Consider the following 16,014-nt stretch of genomic DNA (forward strand, 5'->3'; position numbering starts at 1 on the left):
AGGTGAAACCCGGTGCTCGCGCCCGGGCGCTCCCTCCCGTCGGAAACGTTCGTCTCGACGGGTAACTTAACCTTCTAGATAGTACAGTTATCCTCATGACGATCAGCCCTCCGCTCAGCACGCGCACGCCGCTGCTCAGCCCTCGACGGCGCTGGACGCTCCTGGTGACCGTTGGCACGGGCCTGCTGTTGATCACCCTGGACAACTCGATCCTCTACACGGCGTTGCCCACCCTCACCCGCGAGCTCGACGCGAGCTGGTCGGAGAGCCTCTGGATCATCAACGCCTACCCGTTGGTGATGACCGGGCTCCTGCTGGGTACCGGAACCCTTGGCGACCGGTTCGGGCACCGGCGCATGTTCCTGGCCGGGCTGATCGTGTTCGGGCTGGCTTCGCTCCTTGCGGCCACCGCACCCACCCCGGAGGTGCTGATCGCCGCGCGCGGCCTGCTGGCAGTCGGCGCCGCGGCGATGATGCCTGCCACGCTGGCGCTGATCCGCGTGGCCTTCGTCAACGAGCGCGAGCGCAACATCGCGATCAGCGTGTGGGGCAGCCTGTCGGTCGTGGGCGGTGCGCTCGGGCCGATCGTCGGCGGTGCGCTGCTGGAGCACTTCGCGTGGGGCTCGATCTTTCTGATCAACGTGCCGGTGGTCGTCATCGCCCTGGTCCTCGGGGTCGCCGTCGCCCCGGCGGACGACCCCCACCCGGGTACCAGGTGGGACTTCATCTCCTCGGTGCAGGCCCTGGTCACGCTGGTCGGGCTCGTGGTGCTGATCAAGGAGGTGGTCAAGGTCGACCGGTCGGGAACCATCGTGCTCGGTGCGGCGCTGGCGACCTTCGTCGGGTGGTGGCTCTTCGTCCGTCGTCAGCGGCGCCTGCCGTTCCCGCTGCTGGACCTGTCGATCTTCCGCAACGCCGCGTTCGCCTCGGGAGTCCTCGCGGCCGCCTTCGCCATGTTCGCGATGGGTGGCCTGCAGCTGGCCACCACCCAGCGGTTCCAGCTCGTCGCGGGCTTCTCGCCCCTCGAGTCCGGGTTGCTGGTGGCCGCCGTCGCGCTCGGTTCGCTGCCGTCGTCGATTCTTGGCGGTGCGTTCCTCCACGTCGTGGGCCTGCGAGTCCTGATAGGCGGCGGCCTCGGCGTGGGTGCCGTCGGCGTGGCCTGGACCCTGGTCGGGGTCCAGCACGGGATGGGCTGGCTGCTCGGCGGCCTGTTCGTCACGGGCCTCGGGCTGGGCGCAGCGATGTCCGTGGCCTCGACCGCGATCATCGGGAACGTGCAGGCCCGCCGGGCGGGCATGGCCTCCTCCGTGGAGGAGGTCTCCTACGAGTTCGGCAGCCTGGCCGCCGTCGCGCTGCTCGGCTCGCTGCTGACCACGGTATACACGATGACCATCCGCCTGCCGGAGGGTGCTCCCGCCGAGGCCGGCCGGTCCATGACCGACGCGCTGACAGCGCCGGGCACCGGGCCTGCGGTCCTCGATGCCGCGTTCCGCGCGTTCGGGAACAGCTACTCCATCGTGATGGTCGTCTGCGCCGGGGTCCTGGCCGTCGGCGCTATCGTCACGACCGTCCTGCTTCGTACCTACGGTCCTGGGTCGGAATCCTCCGCCTACGGCTCCAGCCACTGAACCCGACCCGACCGCGATGTGCCCCGGAGGCCCCGTGCGACCGAGCAACCGCGACCACATCCTCGACGCCGCCGTGCGGGTCATCCAGCGTGAGGGTGTCACCGCCGTCACCTTCGACTCCCTGGCGGCCGAGGCAGAGCTGACGCGCGGCGGGATCATGTACCACTTCCCGTCACGCGAGGACCTGCTGGCCGCCATCCACCAGCATCTCGCCGACCGGTGGGAGGCCTCGCTCCTGGCCGACGCCGGCGGGCCCGCCGAGGAACTCACGGCTGACGAGCGCCTCGCCGCCTACATCCGCGTGAGCGCCCAGTCCGCGACCCGCGCGGAGCTCCAGCTCATGCTCGAGGCCGCCAACCGCCCGGAGTGGGCGGCGCCATGGAGCTCCGTCCTGGAGCGCTGGGCGCCCGTACCCGCCGACGCAGGGGACGACGCGGCCTCCATGGCCCGGCTCGTCACCCGGCTCGCCGCCGACGGGCTGTGGATGTTCGAGGCCCTCGCCTATCGCGCCATGCCCGAGGCGCAGCGCCGCGCGGTCACGGAGCACCTGGTGCGTGCGGTCGTAGCGCCCGACACCTGAGCAGGGCCGGAGGCATCCGACGGGACGGCCGAGATCGTGCGATCGGCAGACCAGGGACTGTGCGATTGGAAGACTAGAAACGGTGCGATTGGTAGACTGGATACATGGCCGACTACCAGCGGCGGATCATCGACGCCGCTCTCGACGAGCTGCAGCCGCACCTCAGAGCCCTGTCGATCCATGGTCCGAAAGGTGTTGGCAAGACGGCAACCGCCTTGCAGCGGGCAGCATCCGTCATTGATCTCAGCCTCCCGCGCCAACGTGAAGTCATCTCCGCTGACCCAACGATTCTGACAAGCCTCCCCGGCCCGGTCCTCGTCGACGAGTGGCAACGACTCCCCGAAGTCTGGGATGACGTTCGGCGGGCAGTCGACGCCGGATCCGGTCCCGGACATTTCATTCTTGCCGGCAGCTCGGCCCCGCGAGGGTCGGTAATCCACTCCGGCGCGGGACGAATCGTGCCGATCCGCATGCGCCCCCTCAGCCTCGCGGAACGGGACATCGAGAACCCGACCGTCAGTCTGTCCGCCCTTCTCGGCGGCAACCAGGACGTCGCAGGAACCACGGCATTCCGGCTCGGAGGTTACGTCGAAGAGATCGTCGCATCAGGGTTTCCTGCGATCCGTTCGCTCCAGGGACGAGTACGCCGGGCAGAACTGGACGCGTACCTTCAGAGCGTGGTCCACCGGGAGTTCCCGGAGCAGGGCTACCCGGTGCGCAAGCCGGAGGTCCTCCGCGCCTGGCTCGCCGCTTACGCCGCTGCGACGTCGTCAACGACGTCGTACTCGAAGATCCTGGATGCGGCGACGGCCGGACTCTCGAACAAGCCGGCGAAGGAAACGACCATCGCCTACCGTGACGCCCTCTCGTCACTCTGGCTGCTCGACGCAGTTCCGCCATGGATCCCGAGCCACAACCATCTCGACCGACCGGCGCAGTCGCCGAAGCACCAGCTCGCCGATCCCGCGCTGGCCGCACGGCTACTGGGCCTCGACGCGCCGGCACTTCTACGCGCCGAGCAGGGCAACACCCAGCTCACGGAAGGCACGATCCTGGGTGCGCTGTTCGAGCACCTGGCTGCGCTCAGCATCCACACCTACGCAGAGGCCGCCGAGGCGCGGCTCCACCATCTACGGACGCAGAACGGCAATCACGAGGTGGATCTGGTTGTGGTGCAACCGGATGGTCGTGTCCTGGCCATCGAGGTCAAGCTGGCGGACCGGGTCGAGGACACCGACGTCAAGCACCTCCATTGGCTCCGCGGCCGGATCGGAGACAACCTGATCGACTCCGTGGTCGTCTACGCAGGCGAGTACGCCTACCGGCGTCGGGACGGCGTCGCCGTCGTCCCGCTCGCGCTGCTGGGGCCGTGAACGGCTGCGCCTACCGGTCACTGAGTCCACGCAGCCGACTGCAGACCTGGTAGCGGCCCACCACCGTCAATGCAGACTTTGTTGCGGCTACGACCCCTCAAGCAGCAACCAAGCCTGCACTCGTCGACGAAGGACGCGTCGAAGTCTGCAGTCGACGGGTGGGAACGGGGACAGTGCCCACCGCGAGCCAGGCATCCGGCACTTTCGGTAGCTCGGGGGCGAGCCGCACGAGCGCCGCTCATCATTCCGCTGAGCCGGCACCGTGGGGCCGGCACCGTGGGGCCGGCACCGTGGGGCCGGCACCGTGGGGCCGGCACCGTGGGGCCGGCACCGTGGGGCCGGCACCGTGGGGCCGGCACCGTGCGACCGCAGCACGAAGGCCCGGGATCATAGAGATCCCGGGCCCCTGGAGCCGCCTGTCGGGTTCGAACCGACGACCTTCCGCTTACAAGGCGGGAGCTCTACCAGCTGAGCTAAGGCGGCAGGCGGGGAACAGCCTAACGGTTCTCCCCACCAGAATCCGAGTCGAATGCCACGAGTCGACCGGAACGGACCAGCGGGGCCCCGGGCCGCAGCCCGAGACCCCGCCGTCCACAACCTGTGGATTACTCGGAAGGCTCCACCGAAGGCTCCGCGGACGGGTCCTCGGACGCGGGCGCCTCGCCCGTGACGGCCTGGGTCAGCCCGCCTGGGGTCTGCCAGCCCTCGAAGCGCTCACCCTCGACGAGCACGGTCGGTGTGCCGAAGCCACCCTCGGCGTTCAGCACCGACTCGTCGTTCTGCGCTTCCTCCGTGGCTGCCCTGACCCACTCCTCGTAGGTGTCGTTCGCCTCGCCGCTGGCGATCCCTGCGGCGACGTCGGCAGGCACGCCGGCCTGCTCGGCGACCTGCGCGATCTGCTCGTCGGACAGGCCGGCGGTGTTCTCCTCCGGCTGGCTCGCGAACATCGCCTCGTGGAACGCCGAGAACTGCTCGGGCGCCTGGTCGGCGACCCACGCGGCGGCCGACGCCGCGCGCGTCGAGTACTCGGTGCCCTGGGAGGCACGGTCCAGGATCGTGACGGGGTGCACGACGAGCGTCACGTCCCCGCCCTCGCGCATCTCGGCGATGCTCGCGCCGTTCAGCGACTCGAACTGGCCGCAGATGGGGCACATGTAGTCGACGTAGACGTCGAGAGTCTTCGCGCCCTCGTTCGTCGTACCCGCCGCGCCGTCGGCGCCGACCGGGATACCCGTCTCCTGGACCACGCCCGCCGGGATGCTGTCGACCTTCTCCATGGGCGACTTCTGGCCCTCGAGGAAGATCATCACGACAGCCACGACCAGGATCACGAGTCCGGCCCCGAGCGCGCTGAGCACGATCGCGCGGCTACGCTTCTCGCGCGACTGCTGCTTCTTCTGGAGTGCAAGGGCCTCGGCACGGGCGGCGTCTCGACGCTGCGCCTTGGTCATGTTCGTCGACATCGGGGTCCTTCGAGATGCGGGCCAATGGGGCGAGGCGCTATGCGCCTGAAGTAAAGCCTACTAGCGCTCGCTGGGAGACTGCTGGACGTTTCGGTACGATCTCGACACCAAACCTGGATGTCACCACACGACGTCGGGCCGGCCGCCCAGAGGCCACCACAGCACGTCCACCGAACCGTCGATCAGCGGCCAGGCCGCCAGGACGGCGAGGACCAGCACGACCAGCGCAAGGACGATCTTGCGCGTCCTGGTAGGGGCGATCCGGCGCAGCAGCGGCCCCGCCCCGACCCGCGTCGCGTACGACGCCGGACCGAACCACGACACGATCACCGTCACCAGCATCGCGACGGCGAGGACGAGGCTGTCGACGACGGGCTCGTTCATGCCGCCCACCGATCGCGCCTCGACCGTCGGGATGGGGGCGATGATCACGTTGCCCGGCGCGAACAGCATCATCCCCAGCAGCACCACGACCACCCCGGAGCAGATGCCGACGGCCGCGGCGGGCAGCACGCCGAACACCGCGCGCACGAGGTGCCACGGGGAGAGGAGCGTCGCCACGAGCGCATCGACCCGGCGTGGCCCGCGCCGTGCGCGTCGGTGCCGGAACTCGTCGACCGCTATCCCCGCCAGCCGCGCCACGATCAGCAGGCCCACGAGCACTGCGGTCGCCACCCCCGGCCGGACGGCGGCGAGCGCCACGAGCGCGAGGGCGAAGGTGACGAACAGCCCTCGGTAGCCGGTGACGTGCGCGGGGTTGGCCGTCTCCAGGCCGAAGGTCTGGTCGCCCGACGGCGCGCCAGGGCTCTGCGCGCCGAGGGCCCGCCCGGTGACCGACCGCCCTCTGGCCGCGACCGGCGCAGCGGCCAGGTCGGTCACGCCGCCGACGCCGGGGCGCGCGGCCTTGGCGACGGCCGCGGCACCGGCCGCTGCGCCCACACCCGCTCCCCCTGCTGCCGCGGACACCGGCTGCGGCAGGAGGCCCTGCGGCATGACCCGCGTCGAGCCGAGGTCGGCGGGCATCGCGGCGGTCGGCGCGTCCGCAGAGGTGTCGGCGGAGCCGAGCACCGTCGTCTCCGATCCGTCCGGACCGGCCGTCGCGGCGACGAACGCCTCCGACTCGCTCTTGAGCGCCTTTGCCACCTCGTTGGGCCCCCAGCGCTCGGCCGGCACCGCGCGGAGGGCCGCACCGAGCGCCCGCACCGTGCGCGGCGGCAGCCCGTCGAGGTCGGGCTGGCCCTGGCGTGAGCGCCGCAGCACCAGCTCCGTTGGCCGGACACCGAACGGCGCACGGCCGGTGCCGGCGAACCCGAGGACGGCCGCCCAGGACCACCAGTCGGTGTCGGGGCCGGGCTCTGCGCCGTCGAGCAGCTCCGGGGCGAGATAGCCGGGCGTGCCCATGACGAATCCGGTGCGGGTGGCGCGAACGTCGCCGGGGCCCTGGGCGAGCCCGAAATCGATCAGGACCGGCCCGTTCCGCGCGATGAGCACGTTCGACGGGGTGAGGTCGCGGTGCACCACGCCGGTGCCGTGCACGGCCTCGAGGGCGTCGGCGAGCTGGTCGGCGAGCTCGAAGAGGTCCCGGGCGTCGAGCGGACCGCGCTCGTCGATCTCCTCCTCGAGCGTCGGGCCCTCGACGAGCTCCGTGACGATGAACGCGTCAGGCCCCTCGAGCTCGGCGTCCAGCACCCGAGCCACCGCGGGGTGTCGCAGGCCCTGCAGCGCTGCGGCCTCGCGGCGCAGCCGCTCGCGGGCAGCGGGGTCGTCGAGGTGGCGGTGGAGCATCTTGAGGGCGACGGCGTGCCCGCCGTCGTCCTCCGCGCGGTAGACGGCACCCATGGCTCCGGAACCGATCTCGCGCACGACCGTGTACCCGCCGAGCTTCGAGCCGGCGGCGGGGCCAGCACCGTTCGAGGGCGCCGTCGAGGCCTCCACCTCCTTCATGTGGCACACGGTAGCCGCCGCGGACCGGCGACGCCCGCGAAGTCCCAGCCGCCTGACCAGCGCTGGAGCGTGAGCAAGACCACGCGACGGACGACCTCGTTACTCTGAACAGGTACGGGACCTCGGTACTCTTGACACTGCGCAGCGAGACTTCTACACACCTAAGGAGAAGTACATTGCCAGGTAAAGAAGGATACGATCTGGTCGTCGTCGCGAACCGGCTGCCGGTCGATTTCTCGGTCGGCCCGGACGGCGATCTCACCTGGCAGCGGTCACCCGGCGGCCTCGTCACAGCGCTGGAGCCCGTGATGCAGGGCGCCGAAGGTGCCTGGGTGGGCTGGTCCGGCGCCCCTGACCTGGCACACGAGCCGTTCGAGGCCGACGGCATGCTGCTGGTCCCGGTCACGCTCAACGCCGTCGAGATCGAGCGCTACTACGAGGGCTTCTCCAACGCGACGCTCTGGCCGCTCTACCACGACGTCATCGCCCCGCCCGACTACCACCGGCAGTGGTGGGACGCGTACCGGCGGGTCAACCAGCGCTTCGCGGACGCCGCGGCGGAGGAGGCGGCGGAGGGCGCCGTCGTCTGGGTGCACGACTACCAGCTCCAGCTCGTCCCCCGCATGCTTCGCGACCTGCGGCCGGACCTGCGCATCGGGTTCTTCGACCACATCCCCTTCCCGCCCGTCGAGCTGTTCGCTCAGTTGCCGTGGCGCCGGCAGATCATCGACGGCCTGCTCGGCGCCGACCTCGTCGGCTTCCAGCGCAACGGCGACGCGGCGAACTTCGTGCGGTCGGCACGCCGCCTCACCGGCTACACCACCCGCGGCCCCGTCATCACCATCCCGGACGCCGACGGGCGCCCGGGCAGGCACGTCCGCGCGTCGTCGTTCCCCATCTCGATCGACTCCCACCGGTTCGACACCCTCGCCCGCACCCCCGAGGTGCAGGCCCGCGCCAAGGAGATCAAGGCGGACCTCGGTAACCCGGCCACCCTGATGCTCGGCGTCGACCGCCTCGACTACACCAAGGGCATCCGACACCGCATCAAGGCGTACGGCGAGCTGCTCGACGACGGCCGCCTCGACGTCGAGCACGCCACGCTCGTGCAGGTCGCGAGCCCCAGCCGCGAGAACGTCGGCGCGTACCAGGAGCTCCGCGAGCACGTGGAGGGCCTCGTCGGCCGGATCAACGGCGAGTACGGCGAGCTGGGCCACTCCGCCATCCACTACCTGCACCACTCCTACCCGCCGGAGGAGATGGCGGCGCTCTACCTCGCGGCCGACGTGCTGCTGGTGACGTCGCTGCGGGACGGCATGAACCTGGTCGCAAAGGAGTACATCGCCGCCCGCTCCGACGAGCGCGGCGCCCTGGTGCTGAGCGAGTTCACCGGCGCGGCCGACGAGCTCTCGCCGGGCCCCCTGCTGGTCAACCCGCACGACATCGACGGCATGAAGGACATCATCGTGGCCGCCGCGACCATGGACCCGAGGGAGCAGCGCCGCCGCATGCGGCGCCTGCGCCGCAAGGTGCTCGCCGACGACGTCGCCAAGTGGTCGGAGACCTTCCTCGGCGTGCTCAGCTCCGTACCGGCCCGGCCGCTCACCGTGGACCCGCGCTCGGCAGAGCCCCGCCACCACAACCTCCGCGACGCGCTGACGGCGTTCACCACGGTGCCGGAGGGCGTGCCCGCGCGGGGCAGGCTCGCCCGCATGGGCAACGGCAACGGGCGGCGCAAGAAACCGACCACCGGCTGGCTGCTCGCCTGCGACTTCGACGGGACCCTCGCGCCGCTCGTCGACGACCCCAAGTCGTCCACCATGACGCGCGCCGCGCGCACCGCGATCGACCAGCTCCATGCGCTCGGGCAGGAGGCCCCGGTGCGCCTCGCGTTCATCTCCGGGCGGGACCTGTCCGACCTCGCCGAGCGGACGGTCGCCCCCGACGGCACGTTCCTCGTCGGCAGCCACGGCGCCGAGGCGGGGCGGGCCACCACCACCGGCGTCGAGCAGGTGCCGTTCCACCTGACGACCACCCAGTCCGGCGAGCTCGACGCGCTCGTGGCGGGGTTCGAGTCGGCGGTGTCCGGCCGCGAGGGGGCCTGGGTGCAGGTCAAGCCGGCTGCCGCCGTCGTCCACACGCGCCTGGCGAGCGTGGACGACGCCGCCGCCATCACCGTGGCCGCCGACGAGGTGGCTGCCAACCTCGGACTGCCCGCCATGCACGGCAAGGACGTGGTCGAGGTGTCGGTGGTGCCGACGAGCAAGGGTGAGGCCCTGCGCAGGCTGCGGGGCACCGTGGCGGCCGAGCTGGGCGTCGAGAAGGTGCGCGTCCTGTACGCGGGCGACGACACCACCGACGAGCACGCCTTCGGTGCGCTCGAGTCCGGCGACCTGTCGATCAAGGTGGGCACCGGCGACACGCTCGCCTCCCACCGGGTGCCCGATCCGGACGCCCTGGCCGCCGTGCTCGCCGGCCTCGCGCGGACCCTGCGGAACGAAGGCTGACCCGAACGTGACCCCGTCGATACCGCGGCCTTGGCCAACCGGGGTACGATCACGCTGCAACAGTGTCACCGCCGACACGTGAGTGGAAGCAACGGCACCCGACCACAACGGATCGTCCGGCACGTACCTGCCGGTGGAAGGATGTACTAGTCATGGCTACGGTCACTTTCGATCACGCGACGCGCGTCTACCCGGGCACTGAGCGCCCGGCCGTCGACCAGCTGAACCTGGAGATCGAGGACGGCGAGTTCCTCGTCCTCGTCGGCCCGTCCGGCTGCGGTAAGTCCACGTCCCTGCGGATGCTCGCGGGCCTCGAGGACGTCAACGGTGGGCACATCTTCATCGGCGACCGCGACGTCACCGATGTGCAGCCCAAGGACCGCGACATCGCGATGGTCTTCCAGAACTACGCCCTGTACCCCCACATGTCGGTGGCGGACAACATGGGCTTCGCCCTGAAGATCGCGGGCACGCCCAAGGCGGAGATCCGCCAGCGCGTCGAGGAAGCAGCGAAGATCCTCGACCTCGTGGAGTACCTCGACCGCAAGCCGAAGGCCCTCTCGGGTGGTCAGCGGCAGCGTGTCGCCATGGGCCGCGCCATCGTGCGTCAGCCCCAGGTGTTCCTCATGGACGAGCCGCTGTCGAACCTCGACGCCAAGCTCCGCGTCCAGACCCGTACGCAGATCGCGTCGCTCCAGCGCCGCCTGGGTGTCACCACGGTCTACGTCACCCACGACCAGACCGAGGCGCTCACCATGGGTGACCGCATCGCCGTCCTGAACCACGGTGTGCTCCAGCAGGTCGGCACCCCGCGCGAGATGTACGACCGCCCGAACAACGTGTTCGTCGCCGGCTTCATCGGCTCGCCCGCCATGAACATCGGCACGTTCGACGTCAAGGACGGCAAGGTCCAGGTCGGCTCGGCCGAGGTGCCGCTCGAGCGTTCCATCGCGAGCGAGATCTCCGACTCCGACGGCGGCAAGGTGACCCTGGGCTTCCGCCCCGAGGCGCTCGACCCGGTCGCGGTCGGCACCGCCGGCTCGTTCGACGTCGAGGTCAACCTCGTCGAGGAGCTCGGCTCGGACGCGTTCGTCTACGGCACGCTGAAGGGCGACACCGACGTCAACCTGACGGCCGGTGAGACCAACCAGCTCATCGTGCGCATCGACCCGCGCAACGTGCCCGACAAGGGCGACGTCATCGCCGTCGCCATCCAGCCCGGTCACTCGCACGTGTTCTCCGCGTCCACGGGTGAGCGCCTCGGCTGAACCTCCGACTGATCCCTCGGCTCGCTGAGGGAACGGTTACCTCCTCGGGGTGTGTTGCTGTGCGTGGACATTGTCCACGCACAGCAACACACCCCGCAGGCCTTTCATCACTCCGCCTCGCGGAGACCCATGGCCTCTGCCCTACCTCGCACGGGCAGTCGGCCGGCTCAGCGCAGAATGGTGCCCATGCCCCAGCAGAACCTTCAGATCACCGCGGTCGCACCCGACCCCGCGCTGCTGGACCTCCCGTGGGACGTGCCCCTGGCCGAGTGGCCCGACGACGTCCTGGCCGCGCTGCCCCAGGGCATCTCGCGGCACGTGGTCCGCTTCGTCAGCCACGGAGGCCGTGTGCTCGCGATCAAGGAGATCGGCGAGACGGTCGCCTACCGCGAGTACGAGCTCCTGCGCCAGCTGCACCGCATCGAGGTGCCCTCTGTGGTCCCCGTCGGCGTGATCACGGGCCGCAGTGCACCCGACGGCGAGCGGCTCGAGGCAGTACTCCTCACCGAGCACCTCCAGTTCTCGCTGCCGTACCGCGCGCTGTTCAGCCAGGACCTGCGCCCGGACACGGCGACGCGCCTCATCGACGCCCTCGCGGTGCTCCTGGTGCGCCTGCACCTCGTGGGCTTCTACTGGGGAGACGTCTCGCTGTCGAACACCCTGTTCCGGCGCGACGCCGAGACGTTCGCCGCCTACCTGGTCGACGCGGAGACGGGCGACATGCACCGCACGCTGACCAACGGCCAGCGCAACTACGACGTCGACCTGGCCCGCACCAACATCATCGGCGAGCTCATGGACCTCTCAGCGGGCGAGCTGCTCGACGAGGAGGTCGACGAGGTGGCGATCGGCGACGCCCTCGTCGAGCGCTACCAGGAGCTCTGGGACGCCCTCACCGTCTCCGAGGCCTTCGACTCCGGCGACCGCTGGCGCGTCGCCGCACGCATCGAACGGCTCAACGACCTCGGCTTCGACGTGGGCGAGCTCGAGATCACCACGGACATCGACGGCACCAAGGTTCGGATCCAGCCCAAGGTGGTCGACGCCGGGCATCACTCCCGCCGCCTGCTCCGCCTCACCGGGCTGGACGTGCAGGAGAACCAGGCCCGCCGCATGCTCAACGATCTCGACAGCTATCGCGCTGCGACGGACCGGCAGAACGACCAGGAGCAGATCGTCGCGCACGCCTGGGTTCGTCAGGTGTTCCGCCCGACGATCGACGCCGTGCCGCGTGAGCTGCGCCGCAAGCTGGAGCCCGCGCAGCTCTTCCACGAGATCCTCGACCACCGCTGGTTCATCTCGCAGCAGGCGCAGCGGGACATCCCGCTGCCCGAGGCCGCCGAGTCCTATGTGGAGCACGTGCTGCGGCACCGCCCCGACGAGCACGCCGTGCTCGGCCTCGCGCCGGGCGAGGCCGAGCCGGAGGACGGCTGAGCGGCTAGCTCGACTCCCCGCGCTGCTTCGCGACCTCGTACAGGGTGATGCCGGCGGCGACCGCGGCGTTCAGCGACTCCGTGGTGGCGGCGATGGGGATGGACACCACCGCGTCGCACGTCTCGCGCACCAGCCGGGACAGGCCCTTGCCCTCGGAGCCCACGACCAGGACCAGGGGGTCCGTCGCGTACGCGAGCTCCCCCACCTGCATGTCTCCGCCGGCGTCGAGCCCGACCACGAAGCAGCCGGTCTTCTTCAGCTCGGCGAGCTCGCGGGCCAGGTTCGTCGCGCGCGCCACGGGGACGCGAGCCGCCGCACCCGCCGAGACCTTCCAGGCCGACGCCGTCACGCCGGCCGCCCGCCGCTCCGGCACCAGCACGCCGTGCGCGCCGAACGCACCGGCGGACCGGAGCACGGCGCCGAGGTTACGCGGGTCGGTGACGCTGTCGAGCGCGACGATCAGCGGCGCCTCCCCGGCCTCGGCCGCGGCGTCGAGCAGGTCCTCGGTGTCCTTGTAGTCGTACGGCGGTACCTTCATGGCCACGCCCTGGTGCACGGCGCCGTCGGTGATCTTGTCCAGGTCGAGGCGCGACGCCTCGAACATCGGGTGGCTGCGCGCGTGCGCGATCTCCAGGATCTCCTGGGTACGGTCGTCCGACTCCAGGTGCGTGGCCAGGTAGATGCCCTCGACGGGCATCTCAGCGCGCAGCGCCTCGAGCACGGCGTTGCGACCGGCGACGACCTCGGTCGCCGCTGCGCCCTTGTGGCCGGCGCCACGGCCGCCCGGCCGGCGCCCGGCGGCGACACGCTTCTCCGCCGCGACCTTGCGCTGGTGCGCGGGGTGGTAGGTCCGGTCCTCCGCCTTCGGCGTCGGGCCCTTGCCCTGCAGCGCCTTGCGGCTGTGGCCGCCGGTGCCGACCTGGGCTCCCTTCTTGGAGCCGGTCTTGCGCACCGCACCGGCGCGCTTCGAGTTTCCTGCCATGGTGTGTCTCGTCTCTCAGCCGGTGGTCGAGCTTGTCGCGACCACCGCGGGTTCGGTAGAGGTGGCCTCGACAAGCTCGGCCACCAGGGAAAAGTTCAGGAGAGCGTCCAGCGGGCTCCGTCTGCGGAGTCCTGGACCTCGATCCCGGCGGCCGCGAGGCGGTCTCGGATCGCGTCGGAGGTGGCCCAGTCCTTGGCGGCACGCGCCTCCGCGCGAGCCTTGAGCTCCGCCGCGACGAGCCCGTCGAGCGCCGTGGCGTACCGGTCGTCGGTGGACGTCGCCCACTGCGGGTCCGCCGGGTCAAGGCCCAGCACGTCGAGCATCGCACGCAGCGTCACCAGCTCGTCGCGCACCGCTGCGTCGGTCCCGGACGCGAGGGCACTGTTGCCTGCCCGCAGGTGCTCGTGCACGACGGCGAGCGCCTGCGGCACGTTCAGGTCGTCGTCCATCGCCACCGCGAAGGCCTCTGGGACCTCTGCCTTGGCGATCTCCTCTGCCGGGACGTCGCCGACCCGCTCCGACGCGCGGGTCACGAACCCGGACAGGCGCTCCCACGTGGTGCGCGCCTCGTCGAGGGTGTCGGGCGACCACTCCAGCATGGACCGGTACTGCACGGCGGCGAGCGCGTAGCGCACCACCGGCGCGGGGGCCTGGCTGAGCAGCTCGCTGACGAGCAGCCCGTTGCCGAGGGACTTCGACATCTTCACGCCGGACTGCGTCACCCAGGCGACGTGCATCCAGCGCTGCGCGAACCCGTAGCCGGCCGCGCGGGACTGCGCCTGCTCGTTCTCGTGGTGCGGGAACCTCAGGTCGAGGCCACCCCCGTGGATGTCGAACGTCTCGCCGAGGTAGCGGCGAGCCATCGCAGAGCACTCCAGGTGCCAGCCGGGACGGCCGCGCCCGTAAGGGGTGTCCCAGGACGCCGACTCCGGCTCGCCCGGCTTGGGCGCCTTCCACAGGGCGAAGTCGTGCGGGTTCTTCTTGGCCTCGGCGGCGGAGCCGGCTACGACCTCCGCCCCCTCCTCCGGGCTGAGGTCGTCGACCTTCTGCCGGGTGAGCTCGCCGTAGGCGGGCCAGGAGCGGACGTCGAACCAGACGTTGCCGGCGCCCGTGCTGTAGGCGTGCCCCTTCTCGACCAGGCGGTCCATGATCCCGACCATCTCGGGCACGCTGCCGGTGGCGCGCGGCTCGTAGGTGGGCGGGATGACGCCGAGCGCGTCGTACGCCTCGGTGAACACGCGCTCGTACAGCGCGGCGTGCGCCCACCACTCGCGACCGGCGGCTGCCGACTTGGCCAGCACCTTGTCGTCGATGTCGGTGACGTTCCGGATCAGGGTGACCTTCAGGCCACGCCGGGTGAGCCAGCGACGCAGGACGTCGAAGGCGATGACCGGACGGAGGTGGCCCACGTGCGGGGGCGCCTGGACGGTAGCGCCACACAGGTAGATGCCGACCTCGCCCGGGGTGATGGGGGTGAAGTCGCGCACCTCGCGCGCAGCGGTGTCAAACAGGCGGATAGTCACCTGTCAAGGGTACCGGCGCTTGAGCTCCCCGCCTCGACGACGGTTCAGGACACGTCGCCGGCGAGCAGCTGCGCCACGTGCCGGTGCCCCCGCAGCTCGTAGCCGACCACCGACACCACCGGTGCGAGCATGACCAGGAGCAGCGCCCACGACATGGGCAGCCCGGCGGCAGCGGCGGCGACGGCCGCCGCGAGGACGACCACCGTGCCGATGACGATGAACAGGTGCAGCCGGTCGAACGACCGGGTCAGGACGGCGAACTGCGTGTAGTCCGCCAGGACGAAGACGAGCACCGGCACGGCGACCGCCAGCACCGTCCCGACCGCGCCGATGTGGGAGTGACCCTCCAGGTAGTACGCCGCGACGTGCAGCCCGGCGCCCACGCCGGCGAGGGCGGCGAAGATCACGATGTTGCCGTAGCCCCAGACGAACGACCGCTCGCGGTGCCGGTGCAGCATCTCGGCGGCCGGCGTGAGGTAGTACGTCCACCAGAGACCGAAGGTGAGGCCGGTTCCAGCCAGCGCCACCATGGCGGCGTCCACCGTCCAGCCCGACTCCTCGACGACAGCGGACAGCGTCGCGACGGTGCCGATCACGCCCTCGCCGAGCGTGATGATCGCCAGCAGGCCGTACCGCTCGGCGATGTGGTGCGCGTGCCACGGCGTGCTCTGCGAGGCGGCCCCGCGCCCACGCTCGGCGAGCCACGGGCCCGTCATCTCGGCGATCCCCAGCAGCGCGCCGCCGACGAGGAAGACCGGCACGCTCACGGGCGCCACGGCGAGGATCACCCAGCCGATCTGCGTGACCACGAGGGTCCGCACGTACGCCATGCAGGTAGCCCGGTACGCGGGCGCCTGCCTGGCCGCGCGCAGCCACTGCACGAGCAGTGCCAGCCGCATCACGATGTACCCGGCGACCATGACCTCGTTGTGCACGCGCTCGCCCTCGACGAGCGACCCGAACATCTCGGGCAGCCCGAGTGCCAGCACCACGACGCCGATCATCTGGACCATCGTGGTGACGCGGTAGAACCAGTCGTCGGTGTCGAAGGCGGAGGCGAACCAGGAGAAGTTGATCCACGCCCAGCAGATCGCGAACATCGAGAACGCGAAACCGATCACTCCGTCCGCCACGTGGCCCTCGGCGATCAGGTGGGCGCCCTGCTCCCCCGCCACGCCGAACCCGACGACGAACGCCAGGTCGAACAGCAGCTCCAGCGGCGTGGCGGTGCGCGACGGCTCGTGCGGGTTACGGCCGGCCATCTGCCGGTTGCGGTGGTGCAGCATTGACATGGGCCTTGTTCTACCCGATC

General features: G+C 70.8%; 11 protein-coding genes and 1 tRNA gene. 6 read left to right on the forward strand and 6 right to left on the reverse strand.

Going from position 1 to position 16,014, the window contains the following annotated elements; genetic code table 11:
• The first annotated feature begins 95 nt into the window (after positions 1–95).
• The 3 genes from ACFS27_RS08400 to ACFS27_RS08410 all read left to right on the forward strand — a co-directional run bounded on the left by ACFS27_RS08400 (position 96) and on the right by ACFS27_RS08410 (position 3,581).
• Positions 96–1,628, forward strand: coding sequence for an MFS transporter (locus ACFS27_RS08400; protein ID WP_377181868.1), 1,533 nt, complete (start codon positions 96–98; stop codon positions 1,626–1,628).
• Between the two features lie 34 nt (positions 1,629–1,662).
• A complete protein-coding gene (locus ACFS27_RS08405) occupies positions 1,663–2,208 on the forward strand; it encodes a TetR/AcrR family transcriptional regulator (RefSeq protein WP_377181870.1) in 546 nt (181 codons plus the stop codon).
• A 104-nt stretch (positions 2,209–2,312) separates the two neighbouring features.
• Positions 2,313–3,581, forward strand: coding sequence for an ATP-binding protein (locus ACFS27_RS08410; RefSeq protein WP_377181872.1), 1,269 nt, complete (start codon positions 2,313–2,315; stop codon positions 3,579–3,581).
• A gap of 407 nt (positions 3,582–3,988) precedes the next feature.
• On the opposite strand, the gene ACFS27_RS08415 is transcribed toward ACFS27_RS08410, so the two are convergent.
• From ACFS27_RS08415 to ACFS27_RS08425, 3 genes are all read right to left on the reverse strand, one after another.
• Positions 3,989–4,064: transfer RNA gene (locus ACFS27_RS08415), tRNA-Thr, on the reverse strand.
• 122 nt (positions 4,065–4,186) lie between these two features.
• The gene (locus ACFS27_RS08420; protein ID WP_377181874.1) at positions 4,187–5,044 is read right to left on the reverse strand and encodes a DsbA family protein; all 858 of its coding nucleotides are present in this window, start codon (positions 5,042–5,044) and stop codon (positions 4,187–4,189) included.
• Positions 5,045–5,164: 120 nt separating this feature from the next.
• A complete protein-coding gene (locus tag ACFS27_RS08425) occupies positions 5,165–6,988 on the reverse strand; it encodes a serine/threonine-protein kinase (RefSeq protein ID WP_377181876.1) in 1,824 nt (607 codons plus the stop codon).
• 176 nt (positions 6,989–7,164) lie between these two features.
• Between ACFS27_RS08425 and otsB the strand changes: the two genes are divergently transcribed.
• The 3 genes from otsB (at position 7,165) to ACFS27_RS08440 (ending at position 12,197) form a co-directional block, all read left to right on the forward strand.
• Entirely contained in the window at positions 7,165–9,495 is a 2,331-nt protein-coding gene (otsB, locus tag ACFS27_RS08430) for a trehalose-phosphatase (protein ID WP_377181878.1), read from the forward strand.
• Positions 9,496–9,647: 152 nt separating this feature from the next.
• Complete coding sequence (locus ACFS27_RS08435) at positions 9,648–10,763, forward strand: ABC transporter ATP-binding protein (RefSeq protein WP_377181880.1); 1,116 nt, start codon at positions 9,648–9,650, stop codon at positions 10,761–10,763.
• A gap of 186 nt (positions 10,764–10,949) precedes the next feature.
• A complete protein-coding gene (locus ACFS27_RS08440) occupies positions 10,950–12,197 on the forward strand; it encodes a DUF4032 domain-containing protein (RefSeq protein WP_377181882.1) in 1,248 nt (415 codons plus the stop codon).
• A gap of 4 nt (positions 12,198–12,201) precedes the next feature.
• On the opposite strand, the gene rlmB is transcribed toward ACFS27_RS08440, so the two are convergent.
• From rlmB to ACFS27_RS08455, 3 genes are all read right to left on the reverse strand, one after another.
• Positions 12,202–13,179 carry a 23S rRNA (guanosine(2251)-2'-O)-methyltransferase RlmB gene (gene rlmB, locus ACFS27_RS08445; RefSeq protein WP_377181884.1) on the reverse strand — a complete coding sequence of 326 codons (978 nt, stop codon included), beginning with the start codon at positions 13,177–13,179 and terminating at the stop codon, positions 12,202–12,204.
• A gap of 95 nt (positions 13,180–13,274) precedes the next feature.
• On the reverse strand, positions 13,275–14,702 hold the full coding sequence (gene cysS / locus ACFS27_RS08450) for a cysteine--tRNA ligase (RefSeq protein ID WP_377181886.1): 1,428 nt from the start codon (positions 14,700–14,702) through the stop codon (positions 13,275–13,277).
• Between the two features lie 44 nt (positions 14,703–14,746).
• Complete coding sequence (locus ACFS27_RS08455; protein WP_377181888.1) at positions 14,747–15,994, reverse strand: low temperature requirement protein A; 1,248 nt, start codon at positions 15,992–15,994, stop codon at positions 14,747–14,749.
• Positions 15,995–16,014 lie beyond the last annotated feature (20 nt).

The organism is Promicromonospora vindobonensis (assembly GCF_042685865.1).
GTDB classification, from domain to species: Bacteria; Actinomycetota; Actinomycetes; order Actinomycetales; family Cellulomonadaceae; genus Promicromonospora; species Promicromonospora vindobonensis.